This window comes from Actinomadura sp. CNU-125 (assembly GCF_001942465.1).
In the GTDB taxonomy this organism is placed as follows: Bacteria; Actinomycetota; Actinomycetes; order Streptosporangiales; family Streptosporangiaceae; genus Spirillospora.
The window spans coordinates 37,683-49,508 of the sequence record NZ_MKJY01000399.1 but is presented as its reverse complement, the minus strand read 5'-3'; the positions used below and the strand labels follow the sequence as shown (position 1 = coordinate 49,508).

The window sequence follows — 11,826 nt, the reverse complement described above, 5'->3', positions numbered from 1 at the left end:
CCCCGACCCCGACGCCGACCCCGACGACGCCGACGCCCACCGATCCGGGCGAGCCGAGCGGACCGAAGCGGCTGGCCGTCGAACTGTCGGCGACCGCGACGAAGGTGCGGCCCGGCGGTTCGATCCGGGTGACGGCGCACTACTGGGCGTTCGGGACGACCGCGAAGGGCGCCGTCCTGACCGTGTCGGCGCCGGGCGCGTCCGTCAGCCCGGCGAAGCGGAACATCGGGACGCTCGGCTCCGGCGGCGGGAACTCGACGGTGACCGTCAGCGTCCCCGCGGGCGCCGACCCGCGCGCGATCCGCGTGACCGTGAAGGTGTCCGCCTCCGGCGTGAAGGCCGCGTCGCGCTCATTCACCCTCGTCGTCACCGACCCGTCGGGCGGCGTGCCCGCCGACCTCGCGGCGCTGGCGTCGGGGTCGCTGCCGCCGGTGTCGCCGCCGCCGGGCGTGGTCTCCGGGCTGCCGTCGTCGGTGCCCGGCCTGCTCGGCGAGATCCAGGCCCCGCAGATCGCGCTCCCGCCCGTCTCGTCCCCGCGGGTCGCGCCGCTGTCGGACGCGGTCGTGCCGATGTCCAACCTGCGCGCCCTGCCGGACGACGCGTCCCCCATCGAGGAACTCGGGGCCCTGCAGGCGGGGGTGCTCGCCGCGCTCGGGTCGGCGGTGACGCTGGCGCTGCTGCGGATCCGGCTGTCGCGCCGCTCGGGCCCGCCGCCGCGCCGCGTGTACGGCCGGACGTACGGGCCCGTCGACTCGCGCGGACGCCCGTCCAAGCACGGGATGCGCGTGGCGCTGCTGCCCGCCGAGCCGCCCCGCCCGCGGCCCTGAGCACGCGCGGGTCAGCGCGCGAGCCGGATGAGGATCCGGCAGACCTCTTCGAGGATCTCGCCGGCCTCGGTCTCGTTCTCGGCCGTGGCGATCTCCCGCCCGGCTTCGCCGATCACGGTGGTGAGCACGAGCCCGAGCACTTCGTCGGCGCGCCGGGACGCGCCGGGCCCGGTGCGGCCGCGCAGCAGTTTGGTGTTCCGCGCGACCCACCGCTGGGTGCGGCTGCGGCGCATGAGGGACGATCCGGGCGGGCCCTCGCCGCCGAGGAACAGGCGGGCCGCCTCGCGGCGCTCCCAGCACACCCGCAGGTAGGCGCGGGCGCCCGCGATGAACTGGGCGATCGGGTCGTTCTCGCCGTCGTCGCGGGCGGCCGACACGGCCTGCGCCGCGCGCCGCTCCTGCTCGCCGGTGAGTTCCTCCCACAGCGCCACGTACAGGCCGGCCTTGCCGCCGTAGTGGTGGTACAGGCTGCCGACGCTGATCCCGGACCGCTCGACGATCTCGGCGATGCCCGCGTCGCCGTACCCGCGGTCGGCGAAGACCTGCTGGGCGGCCGTCAGCAGCGCCTGGCGGGTCGCGTCCGCGCGCCCACTGCCGGCCGCCGCCCGAACTCTCGCCGCCGGCGTCACCGGCCTGCCGCGCCCTGCTCGTCCGCATGCACCCATGGTGCCAGGCGGGCGCCCGCGCCGCGTCGCGCACGGGCGCCGTCGCCCGCGCGCCCGTTGGTGGACGGCTCAGTACCAGCCGACGCTCTGCGAGTGCCCCCACGCCTCGCACGGGGTGCCGTAGCGGGCGTCGATGTAGTTCAGCCCCCACGCGATCTGGGTGGCGGCGTTGGTCTGCCAGTCCGATCCGGCGCTGGCCATCTTGGTGCCGGGAAGCGACTGCGGGATGCCGTAGGCGCCGCTGGACGGGTTCTGCGCCCGCTCGTTCCAGCCGCTCTCCTTCGTCCACAGGCTCTCCAGGGCGGACCAGCAGCCGCTCCAGCCCTTCAGCGCGTTCATCCGCTTGCCGATGGCCTTGTTCTGCGAGACGGACGTGTCGCCGCCGCCCGCGGGCGCGTCCGGGATGGCGCCGCCGCCACCGGCGGGCGCCTCCGGCTCGGGCTTGTCGAAGCTGCTCTTGGCGGACTCCTCGCTGTCCTTCTCCGCCTTCTTCTGCTTCGCCTCCGCCTGCTGCTTCTCGTAGGCGCGCTTCTTGGCGGTCGCCATCGCGTCGGCGGCCACCGGGTCCATCTCCGACCCGCGCATCATCTCGAGCATCTCGTTGGCCGACATGCCCTGGGCCGCGATCTCCGGCGGCGCGCCGCTCGTCGTCGCCGCCGATGGGCACGAACACGAGAAAGGCCGCGATCGCGCCGAGGCACACCGCGGTGATGGTGAGGTTGCTCGTGAGCACGCGCACCACCGTCCCGCGGCTCGGCTTGAACCGCTCGGCGGACGGTCGCGCCGCCGGCGCCGGTCCGGACGGCGGGGCGCCGTCGGGCCCGTACGGGGAGTCCGCCGGGAAGTCCGCCGGGGAGTCCGCGGGGAAGTCCGGGGAGAACTCCGCCGGGGGCTCCGCGCCGTACGGGACGTCGGGAGCGGGGGCCTGCGGACCGTACTGCGGCTCGTCCGGTCGCGCCTGTTCGCCCTGCTTCCCACGGGCGAAACGGGAGGACTGCTTGGGGCGTCTGCGGGTGCCGTGACTCTGGGGCATAGGAGAAGACTGCCTTATCGGCGGAGGATTGTGTCCGGTTCGTCGATTTTACGGGTGTGCCGCGCCGTGTGGATCAGCGTCCTCGACGGGGCCGAAGAACTCCAGATCGCCCACCGCGAGGCGCGCCGACTGGAGCGACCTGAGCAGGTTGTCCTGGCCGCCGCCCGCGAGCCCGGCGAAGGGGCCGCCGGGGGCTTCCAGGGCGAGGTTGGCCTCATTGGCACGTTCCCGGCCGCCGAGCGTGATCCGGACGAGCGTCGTGCGGCGGTCGGTCGGGTGCGGGATGCGTTCCACCAGGCCGTCGTCCTCCAACTGGTCGACGGCGAGCTTGACGGTGGTCGGATGCACCAGCAGCCAGCGGCCGAGCGTGCTCAGGCTGGCCCGGCCCGAGGCGATGAGCGTGAGGCCCGTGAGGATCGTGTAGCCGGTGCGGTTGAGATCGAACCTGCCCAGCTCCTCGTCCAGCGCCTTCTTCAGCAACTGGTGCAGGCGCTCCACCGAGCAGATCGTCATGAATGGGCCCGGGGTGCCGCGGAGACCTTGCCCGTCCCAGCGGTCCCTGATGCCGGTGACCAGCGGGTCCACGCCGTCACTCCCGTTCGCGTCTGTGTCCTGATGTGGCGGGTTTCGCACCCGGTGATCGTATCTTCGGACAAAGACCCATGTAAGTACTCGCTTCTTAGACCTTCTTCTAATAGAGTGCTCCAGATCACAGGCGGTGCCTGCGTGCTCTCACGAGCCGTGCGTGCCCCCTGTGGTACCGGATCTCGGCCGAGATCGGAAGGCGCGCGTACGGAGAACTGGATGTCGCGCGCCCAATTCCGGGACGGCGGAGAGCCGACGTATCGGATGAGCGCGGACGTCCGAGAACGAAGGAGGCTGGTATGACCCTTCGCCCCGCCCCCCAGGGGGAGGTCGCCGGCTGATGGCCCTGAGTCTTACCCGGGCTCCGGATCTGGCGCGCAGACGCGTCGAACGCACCCTCGACGAGACCGGGCTGCTGTGCGTGACCCTCCTGGAGGGCTGCGCCGCACCTGGGACCTGCGCCAGTGGTGGGGCGAGTTCATCGAGCAGTGCTGGTTCCTCGCGCGGGTGACCGCCGTGCCGGTGATGCTGATCGCGGTGCCGCTCGGCGCGACGATCTCGCTGCAGGTCGGGACATCGCGCGGCAGCTCGGCGCCGCGTCCGGCACCGGCGCGCTGCTCGTCGCCGCCATGATCCAGCAGGTCGCGCCGCTGGCGGCGGCGCTGCTGGTCTCCGGCGTGGGCGGATCGGCGATGACGTCCGACATGGGCGCCCGCAACATCCGCGACGAGCTGGCGGCGATGGAGGTCATGGGGATCAACCCCATCCACCGCCTGGTCACCCCGAGGCTGTGGGCGGCGAGCACCGTCTCGGCGCTGCTGTGCTCGGTGGTGATCCTGGCCGGCGTCCTCGGCGGCTTCTACTTCAACGTGATCCAGCAGGGCGTGAGCCCCGGCGCCTTCTTCGACGGCGCCACGACCCTCCTGCAGTTCTCGGACCTCGTCGTGACCCTGTTCAAGGCTTGGGTGTTCGGCTTCGTCGCCGCCGCCGTCGCCTGCTACATGGGCATGAACTGCGACTACGGACCCGTCGGCGTCGGCCGCGCGGTCAACCGTGCGGTGGTGGTCACCTCGATCGTGGTGTTCGCCATCAACTACGTGGTCGAGATGGTCTACCAGGTCCTCGTCCCCCGGAAGTTCTAGATGGTCGCCATTTCCCCCGTACGCAAGCTGGGCCGGGCCGTGCAGGTCCGGACGGCCGGCCTCACGGCCTCCGCCGCCCTGCCGGTCTTCCTCGGCCGGGTCCTCTACCACCTGTTCTTCGACATCGTCCTCAAGCGCAAGTACGGCAAGACGCTCGCCAAGCACGTCAGCGACATCACCGTCGGCGTCGGCGCGCTCGTCATCGGCGGCGGCATGATCTTCGTGATCGCGACGATGTCGCTGGCGACCGGCGCGATGGTCGGCCTGCAGGGCTACCCGGGCCTGGAGCGCATCGGCGCCGAGGCGTTCACCGGGCTGATCTCCAGCTACTCCAACGTCCGCGAGGTCACCCCGATCATCGCGGGGGTGGCGCTGGTCGCGCAGGTCGGCACCGGCTTCACCGCCGAGATCGGCGCGATGCGGATCTCCGAGGAGATCGACGCGCTGGAGGTCATGGGGATCAACTCCCTCGCCTACCTGGTGTGCACCCGGGTCGCGGCGGGCGTGATCGCGCTCGTCCCGCTCTACCTGGTGTCACTGTTCATGGCGTTCTTCGCCACGCGGTTCATCACGATCCAGTACTTCGGGCTTTCGCCCGGCATCTACGACTACTACTTCCACCTCTACCTGCCGCCGATCGACGTGTTCTACAGCGTGGTCAAGGTGGCGATCTTCGCGTTCATCATCATGTTCGTCCATTGCTACCGCGGCTACTACGCCGCCGGCGGCCCGGTCGGCGTCGGCGTCGCCGCGGGCCGCGCGATCCGGGAGTCCACGATCCTGATGATCCTCATGAACCTGGTCCTGTCGTACATCTTCTGGGGCCACGGGAGCACGGTGGAGCTGACCGGATGAGCGACGAGACACTCTCCGCCCGCTCCCGGACGATCTTCGGGCTGGTCGGCGCGGGCGTCCTGGCGGCGTCCGCGGCGCTGATCGCGGTCGGCGCCACGCAGTCGCACGAAGGCTCGACCTACTACACCGCGCAGTTCGGGACGGCCGGGCAGGGGCTCGACCCCGAGAAGTCCGAAGTGAAGATCCGCGGCATCGAGGTCGGCACGGTCGCCTCGCTGGAGCTGCGCGACGACGGCCGGGTGAGCGTGCGGCTCAGACTGGACGAGGGCGTGGAGATCCCCGACACGACCGTGGCGTCCATCGAGCCGGTGTCGGTGTTCGGGCCGAAGGACCTCACCCTGAACCTCGGCGCGCACGAGCTGTCGGGCCCCTACCTCGACGACGGCGGGCACATCGCCAAGACGCACGACCCGCAGGAGCTCGCCGACACGGCGTGGCCGACCTACGAGCTGACGCAGGCGATCAACCCGGACGACGTCGCGACGCTGCTGCACACGTTCGGCGCGGGGCTGTCGGGCCAGGGCCCGGCGCTGCGCCGGACGATCGACAACGGCGCGAAGATCATCGACGCGACCCACCGGAACCGGGAGGTGATCCGGTCGCTGCTGAACGACCTCACGGGCGTCTCGCAGACGCTCGGCACGCGCGGTGACGAGGTCACGGGCGTCGCGGGCGACTTCAACGAGCTGTCCGAGGTGATCAACGCGAAGCCGGACAAGGTGACGCGGCTGCTGGACGAGGCGAGCGAGCTGGGGAACCGGGTCGGCGGAACGCTGCAGCGGCAGGGCGGCAACGTCGGCGACGTCATCGACGGAGCCGCGGACGTCGCCGACGTCGCGAACGGGCAGCTGCGCAACGTGCCGGTGATGATCGACAGCCTGAACGGGTTCTTCCGGCTGCTCGCGCAGATCATCCGCATCCCGGGCCCGGAGGGCACGATGATCGCGCAGGCGTCCAACCGGCTGCCGCTCGACATCTGCGGCATCATCCGGGACCTGTGCCCGACGACGTCGTTCGAGACGTCGTTCGGCGGCGGGGCGTCGAACGGCACCGGCGGCACGAACAAGACCAACGGCGCGAACAAGACCAACGGGACGAACGGGAGGCAGCCGTGAGCGGGCTGCTGCGCGGCAAGACCGCGCGCGGGCCGGACTACCGGACGCTGCTGAAGTTCGTCGTGTTCGTCGCCGTGACGGGCGTCCTCACGTTCTTCATCGGGCAGCAGATCCTCGGCACGTCGTTCGCCGACCGGTACCGGCTGTCGGCGAAGTTCGACGACGTCACCGGCCTGGTCGAGGGCGACCAGGTGAAGGTCGCCGGGACCCCGGTCGGCCGCGTCGAGGGCATCGAGGTGGTGCGCGGCAAGGCCGTCGTGGAGATGGCCGTCGACACCGAGCTGAAGATCCCGAAGGACTCGGCCGCCGCGATCCGCTGGCGCAACGTGATGGGCCAGCGGGTCATCTACCTGGAGCCGGGCGCGAGCAAGGAGATGCTCAAGGACGGCGACCGGGTGCCGCACACGCAGTCGGTGGTGGACCTCGGCGCGATCGTCAACAGCCTCGGGCCGCTGACCCGCAACCTCGACCCCGAGCAGCTCAACAAGATCCTCTTCTCGTTCTCACAGGCGCTCGAAGGCAACGAGCAGAACATCTCGGTGCTGACGAACAACCTGGACGTGCTCCTGCAGACGTTCGCGTCCCGCAAGGACACGATCAGCAAGATGATCGACGACTACGAGACGGTCAGCGGTGCGGTCTCGACCCGCGACAAGCAGATCGCGGCGAGCATCGACAACCTCGAATCGCTCGTGAAGGTGTTCGCCGACAACCGGGCGCTGCTGGAGAACGCGACCGTGCAGATCTCGGGCGTCACCACCAACCTGAACCGGGTGCTCGGCGGCAACGACGCCCAGCTCGCGCGGATCATCCGGAACCTGGGCGAGCTGAGCGAGACGTTCCGGCTGAACGTCGACCAGCTCGAACAGATGGTGCAGAAGCTCCCGCTGACGCTGCGGCAGCTGTTCTCCGCCGCCAACGGCGGGCACTTCCTGCGCACCAACGCGCTCTGCCTGAACATCCAGATCGGGCCCTGCCCGTTCGAGATGCAGTTGCCGAAGGCCCCCGGAACGGACGAGCCCACGCAGCAGGAGCTCGACAAGCTGCAGGCGATGCTGACGAAGAGGGGCGACTGATGGCACTGAAGTCGCTGCGGGACATCAACCAGAAGCTCGTCGCGATCGTCACGCTCGCGGTGCTCGGCGCGTCGGTGACGTTCGCGTTCGCCGTCGGGCAGCTGCATCTGTTCGACCGCGGCTACACGATGAGCGGCGAGTTCGCCGACGTGGCCGGCATCAAGACGGGCGACGACGTGCGGGTCGCCGGAGTGAAGGCGGGCCGCGTCACCGGCGTCGAACCCGACTTCGGCAAAGGCCGGGTGATCATCACCTGGCACGTGAACGCCGGGATCGACCTCGGCAAGCAGACCCGCGCGGAGGTCACCACGACGACGCTGCTCGGCGGCCGCTACCTGAAGCTGTCGGGCCCGGTCGCCGAGCCGTACCTGTCGGGACTGCCGGAGTCGCAGCGGCGGATCCCGCAGTCGCGCACGAGCGTCCCGTTCACCGTCCCGGAGGCGCTGGAGGGCGCGCACGACATCGTCGGGAGCCTCGACCCGGAGAACATCGACAGGCTGCTCACCCAGATCAACGAGATCGAGTCGCCGGGCGCGAAGAAGCTGAACCGCATCCTGGTCAACCTCCGGGACGTGTCGCAGATGCTGAACGACCAGGCGCCGCAGATCGAGAAGCTGATCGACAACAGCAAGAAGATCACCGGGACGCTGGCGAGCAAGGACCAGCAGCTCCGGGAGATCATCGACTCCAGCCAGGTGCTGCTGCAGACGCTGGTGCGGCGCCGCGACGAGCTGGCCGCGACGATCGGGCAGGGCAGCCGGACCGTCCGGACGCTGTCGAACGTCATCGACAGCAACCAGAAGGAACTGGACAAGCTGCTGGACGACCTGCACCTGCTGACCACCCGGCTCGCGCCCAACATGGACGCCCTGAACGCCGACTTCTCGCTGCTCGGGCCCACGTTCCAGCAGGTCGCGAACCTCAAGGGCGACGGCCGGTGGATCGAGGGGCTGCTCACCGGCCTCGGCCCGATCCAGCCGCCCGGGCCGATCTCCACCCGGCGGCCCGCCGGCCAGGGAGGCAACTGATGTCCCGCCGCTTCCCCCGATCCGTCCTCGCCAGAGGCAAGGCGCTGGCGGCCGTGCTCGGCCTGACCCTCGCCGCGTCCGCGGGCGGCTGCTCGCTCGCCCCCGGGCCCGGCGAGGACCGCACGATGACCGTCTACTTCCCGAAGGCCCGCTCCTTCTACCCCGAGTCGAAGGTCAAGGTCATGGGCGCGACGTCGGACGGGTCGAGACCGTCCAGAACATCGGCGACAAGATCAAGGTGACGTTCCGGATCCGCGACGACGTCCCGCTCCCGAAGGGGGTGCAGGCGTCGATCGTCCCGCTGAACCTGATCGGCGAGCGCAACCTCGTCCTGCATCCGGCGTGGACGCCGGGGCAGCCGAAGGAGCAGGCCGACGAGATCCCGATCGAGCGCACCCACGTCCCGGTGGAGGTGGACGACGCCCTCAGCGCGTTCACGAACCTCGCGGACGCGCTCGACCCGACGAAGATGCAGTCGGCGCTCGGCACCGCCGCCGGGACCGTCCAGGGCAACGGCCGCCAGTTCAACGCCACCCTGGAGCAGAGCGCCCGCCTGGTGGAGAACGTCGCCGGGCAGGACCAGGAGCTGATCGAGGTCGCCGAGAACCTCGACCGGCTCGCCGGGGTGGTGCGCGGACGCGAGCAGGTGCTCGGCACGCTGATCCGCAACTTCGGCGAGGCGACGCGGGTGCTCAGCTCCGAGCGCGGCGAGCTGCAGGAGCTCATCAAGGGCATGCTGGTGCTCGCCGACAACGGCCAGGAACTCCTCGACAAGTACAAGGGCCAGCTTCCGTACGACCTGGCGGTGCTGACCCGGGCGGCGCTCGTCCTCAAGGGCAACTCCAAGGAGATCGCCCAGCTCGTGAACGTCCTGCCGGGCATCAGCGACGCCCTCATCGGCGGCTACGACCCGGAGACGAAGGCGCTGTACATCCGGTTCGCGACGGACGCGTTCCTGCGGACCTGGCTGAAGGGGCTCATGGACACCGACGAGGTCGGCTGCCCGCTGCCCGCGCCCAACTCGAACTGTCCCTGGGATAACGGGGGAGGCAACTGATGCGCCGGCTGATCCTCGTTCTCGCCGCGGTCGTCGCGGTCGCGGTGTCCGGCTGCTCGTACCGGACGGCGGGCGCGCCGAAGGGCGACCTGACCCTGACGGCGCGGTTCGACGACGTCCAGGGCCTGGTGGCCGGGCACAGCGTGCAGATGTCCGACATCAAGGTCGGCAGCGTCGTGAAGGTGGAGCTCGTCGAGGGATACCGGGCGGAGGTGACGCTGTCGATCGAGGACGCCTACCGGATCCCGCAGGGCACCCGCGCGGAGATCAAGGTGACGTCGCTGCTCGGCGAGAACTTCGTCGACCTGCAGATGCCGCCGGGCGCGAGCATGGACGCCGGGCCGTTCCTAGCCGACGGCGGCAAGATCGGCGACACCCGGGTGCAGCCGGCGTTCGAGGACGTCGTCGGGCAGGCCGGGCCGCTGATCAAGGCCCTCGCGGGGGACGACCTGGCGACCGTGGTCAACGCGGGCGCGACGGCCCTCGACGGCAACGGCGAGAAGCTGAACAAGACGATCGCGCAGGCGTCCGACCTGGTGCAGGTGTTCGCCGACCAGCGGCGGGCGCTCGCGCAGTCGGTGGACCAGTTCGCCAAGCTGGGCCGTGACCTCGCCGAGCGCGAGGACGTCCTGAGCGAGGCCCCCGGGCAGATCGAACGGACGACGCGGCTGCTGGACGAGAACAAAGAGAAGATCATCAGCGCGGTGGACGAGCTGACGAAGGCCGCCGGCGAGCTGAACAACAAGGTGCTGGTCGGACGGATCGGGCGGTTCCGCGAGCTGCTGCAGGACATCGATCCGGTGCTCGCGCAGCTCGGCAGCAGCCGCCGGCGGCTGACCGACCTGGTGGACGGCATGGTCGAGTTCGAGACGAAGATCCCGCTCGCGACCTATGACGGCCAGCTGCTGCTGTACCCGCTGCTGGAGGTCGTCTGGCCGGACGGGACGCCGGTGATCCCGGGCGTCGGCGGCTCCGGCTCGTCCGGCGGCGGCGGTGGCGGAGGCGGCGGTTCCGCCGGTGGCGGGAACGAGAAGAAGGCCGGTTCCCCGCAGCTGCCCGAAGGGCTCGAAGGCGTGCTGCCGGACCTCAAGAAGCTCTTGGAGCCGCAGCGATGAAGAGACGCTTCGCGTTCAACCGCGTCACGGTCAACCTGCTGGCGTTCGCCGTCCTCGCCGTCGTCATGGTGGTGTGGGCGTTCGGCAACGTCGTGAAGTTCGACTTCATCGAGCGGCCGTACAACATCTCCGTGGAGTTCGAGTCCTCGCCGGGACTGCAGCCGGGCTTCGAGGTCGACTACCTCGGCGTCCGGATCGGCAAGATCGACTCGGTGGAGCTGGTGGAGGACAAGGTCGTCGTCAAGCTCGACATCGAGCGCGACGTCGACGTCCCCGAGGGCGTCACGGCGGCGGCGGCCCGCAAGTCGGCGGTCGGCGAGCCGGTCGTCGAGCTGACGCCCGGCCCGAAGTCGGCCGCCGCGAAGCCGCTGGAGTCCGGCGCGGTGATCCCGGTGTCGCAGACGTCGGTGCCGCCCAAGTACAGCGACCTGTTCGCGTCGGTGATCGACACGCTCAAGGCCGTCGACCCGCAGGACGCCAAGGTCCTCACCTCCGAGCTCGCCGCCGGGTGGCAGGGCCGGGAGAACTCGCTCCGGCAGATCATCAACGGCTCCGACCAGCTCACCACCACGTTCCAGCAGAACAGCGAGCTGCTCGACGGTCTCACCAAGGACCTCGGCCGCATCACCGACGTGCTGAACCAGAACCGGGGGAGCCTCGGCGCGGGCGTCGACAACCTGGCCGCGCTGACGGCGGCGCTCGGGCAGGTGAAGGGTGAGATCGCCGAGCTGCGCGACCGCGGCCCGGTCCTGCTCGACACCGTCAACACGCTGCTGGAGAAGACCGGCCCCGACTTCGAGTGCACGATGCAGTCGCTCGGCGACTGGGGCCTGAAGCGGCACAACCCCGCGATCCTCTCCGACCTGAACGAGACCCTCGCGAAGGCCCCGCAGCTCGGCGTCGTCCTGGACAACATCATCGGCGGGACCGAAGAGGCGCCCATCCTGAACGTCATCTTCATGCTGACGGTGAAGAAGCAGGCGGCGCTGGAGTACAAGTACCCCCTGCCGCAGCCGGTGGTGAACAAGGTCCCGACCTGCCCGGGCGGCCGGATGCCGGCCGACACCGAGCAGGCGCCCTTCAAGGCGAAGGACCCCGGGGAGACGATCCCGACGCACGACGTCGATCGGCCGGGAGGAAGAGCTGAAGGCGCAGCAGGCCGCGGCGCGGGAGGACACCGGCGGCGGCCCGCCGCCGTGGCTGATGTACATCCCTCCGGTGATCGCGCTGATGGTGCTGATCAGGGTCATGGCGGGCTCGGTGCCCGTAGTGTCCCGGTTGTCCCGGCTGCGCCGCCGGGACAAGGACTGAGAGCCTAAGGAGTTACC

Annotated in this window: 14 protein-coding genes; 11 read left to right on the top strand and 3 right to left on the bottom strand. The window is 70.4% G+C overall.

All coding sequences use genetic code 11. From position 1 onward, the window contains the following. Window positions 1-827, top strand: an 827-nt coding sequence (locus tag BJF79_RS56230) for a hypothetical protein (RefSeq protein WP_158079381.1), incomplete at its 5' end; no start/stop codon positions are given. Window positions 828-838: 11 nt separating this feature from the next. Here the strand turns inward: BJF79_RS56230 and BJF79_RS34995 are convergent. From BJF79_RS34995 to BJF79_RS34985, 3 genes are all read right to left on the bottom strand, one after another. Then, window positions 839-1,456 carry a TetR/AcrR family transcriptional regulator gene (locus BJF79_RS34995; protein ID WP_075903866.1) on the bottom strand — a complete coding sequence of 206 codons (618 nt, stop codon included), beginning with the start codon at window positions 1,454-1,456 and terminating at the stop codon, window positions 839-841. Window positions 1,457-1,561: 105 nt separating this feature from the next. Beyond that, entirely contained in the window at window positions 1,562-2,089 is a 528-nt protein-coding gene (locus BJF79_RS63070; RefSeq protein WP_262403013.1) for a lytic transglycosylase domain-containing protein, read from the bottom strand. A 484-nt stretch (window positions 2,090-2,573) separates the two neighbouring features. Beyond that, a complete protein-coding gene (locus tag BJF79_RS34985; protein WP_075903864.1) occupies window positions 2,574-3,110 on the bottom strand; it encodes a MarR family transcriptional regulator in 537 nt (178 codons plus the stop codon). Between the two features lie 417 nt (window positions 3,111-3,527). Between BJF79_RS34985 and BJF79_RS63065 the strand changes: the two genes are divergently transcribed. From BJF79_RS63065 to BJF79_RS34945, 10 genes are read left to right on the top strand one after another with little or no spacing between them, the layout of a single operon-like run. Further along, window positions 3,528-3,743 carry a hypothetical protein gene (locus tag BJF79_RS63065; protein WP_262403012.1) on the top strand — a complete coding sequence of 72 codons (216 nt, stop codon included), beginning with the start codon at window positions 3,528-3,530 and terminating at the stop codon, window positions 3,741-3,743. Continuing rightward, window positions 3,740-4,252 carry an ABC transporter permease gene (locus BJF79_RS63060; protein ID WP_262403011.1) on the top strand — a complete coding sequence of 171 codons (513 nt, stop codon included), beginning with the start codon at window positions 3,740-3,742 and terminating at the stop codon, window positions 4,250-4,252. Before BJF79_RS63065 ends, BJF79_RS63060 begins: the two co-directional genes overlap by 4 nt. After that, window positions 4,253-5,107 carry an ABC transporter permease gene (locus BJF79_RS34975; RefSeq protein WP_075903862.1) on the top strand — a complete coding sequence of 285 codons (855 nt, stop codon included), beginning with the start codon at window positions 4,253-4,255 and terminating at the stop codon, window positions 5,105-5,107. It abuts the gene before it with no gap. Continuing rightward, on the top strand, window positions 5,104-6,222 hold the full coding sequence (locus BJF79_RS34970; RefSeq protein ID WP_075903860.1) for an MlaD family protein: 1,119 nt from the start codon (window positions 5,104-5,106) through the stop codon (window positions 6,220-6,222). The genes BJF79_RS34975 and BJF79_RS34970 overlap by 4 nt, the downstream gene beginning before the upstream one ends. Then, complete coding sequence (locus BJF79_RS34965; RefSeq protein ID WP_075903858.1) at window positions 6,219-7,298, top strand: MCE family protein; 1,080 nt, start codon at window positions 6,219-6,221, stop codon at window positions 7,296-7,298. The genes BJF79_RS34970 and BJF79_RS34965 overlap by 4 nt, the downstream gene beginning before the upstream one ends. Continuing rightward, the gene (locus tag BJF79_RS34960) at window positions 7,298-8,326 is read left to right on the top strand and encodes an MCE family protein (RefSeq protein ID WP_075903856.1); all 1,029 of its coding nucleotides are present in this window, start codon (window positions 7,298-7,300) and stop codon (window positions 8,324-8,326) included. The genes BJF79_RS34965 and BJF79_RS34960 overlap by 1 nt, the downstream gene beginning before the upstream one ends. After that, complete coding sequence (locus BJF79_RS63055; protein WP_262403010.1) at window positions 8,326-8,568, top strand: hypothetical protein; 243 nt, start codon at window positions 8,326-8,328, stop codon at window positions 8,566-8,568. The genes BJF79_RS34960 and BJF79_RS63055 overlap by 1 nt, the downstream gene beginning before the upstream one ends. Further along, window positions 8,565-9,383, top strand: coding sequence for an MCE family protein (locus BJF79_RS34955; RefSeq protein ID WP_262403009.1), 819 nt, complete (start codon window positions 8,565-8,567; stop codon window positions 9,381-9,383). The genes BJF79_RS63055 and BJF79_RS34955 overlap by 4 nt, the downstream gene beginning before the upstream one ends. Next, complete coding sequence (locus BJF79_RS34950) at window positions 9,383-10,498, top strand: MlaD family protein (protein WP_075903854.1); 1,116 nt, start codon at window positions 9,383-9,385, stop codon at window positions 10,496-10,498. The genes BJF79_RS34955 and BJF79_RS34950 overlap by 1 nt, the downstream gene beginning before the upstream one ends. Beyond that, complete coding sequence (locus BJF79_RS34945; protein WP_075903852.1) at window positions 10,495-11,817, top strand: MCE family protein; 1,323 nt, start codon at window positions 10,495-10,497, stop codon at window positions 11,815-11,817. The genes BJF79_RS34950 and BJF79_RS34945 overlap by 4 nt, the downstream gene beginning before the upstream one ends. Window positions 11,818-11,826 lie beyond the last annotated feature (9 nt).

Excerpts from the sequence above, each read along its gene's own strand:
- BJF79_RS63070 (WP_262403013.1), bottom strand. The coding sequence starts at position 2,089 with ATGCTCGAGATGATGCGCGGGTCGGAGATGGACCCGGTGGCCGCCGAC.
- BJF79_RS63060 (WP_262403011.1), top strand. The coding sequence starts at position 3,740 with ATGATCCAGCAGGTCGCGCCGCTGGCGGCGGCGCTGCTGGTCTCCGGC.
- BJF79_RS34975 (WP_075903862.1), top strand. The coding sequence starts at position 4,253 with ATGGTCGCCATTTCCCCCGTACGCAAGCTGGGCCGGGCCGTGCAGGTC.
- BJF79_RS34970 (WP_075903860.1), top strand. The coding sequence starts at position 5,104 with ATGAGCGACGAGACACTCTCCGCCCGCTCCCGGACGATCTTCGGGCTG.
- BJF79_RS34960 (WP_075903856.1), top strand. The coding sequence starts at position 7,298 with ATGGCACTGAAGTCGCTGCGGGACATCAACCAGAAGCTCGTCGCGATC.
- BJF79_RS63055 (WP_262403010.1), top strand. The coding sequence starts at position 8,326 with ATGTCCCGCCGCTTCCCCCGATCCGTCCTCGCCAGAGGCAAGGCGCTG.
- BJF79_RS34950 (WP_075903854.1), top strand. The coding sequence starts at position 9,383 with ATGCGCCGGCTGATCCTCGTTCTCGCCGCGGTCGTCGCGGTCGCGGTG.
- BJF79_RS34945 (WP_075903852.1), top strand. The coding sequence starts at position 10,495 with ATGAAGAGACGCTTCGCGTTCAACCGCGTCACGGTCAACCTGCTGGCG.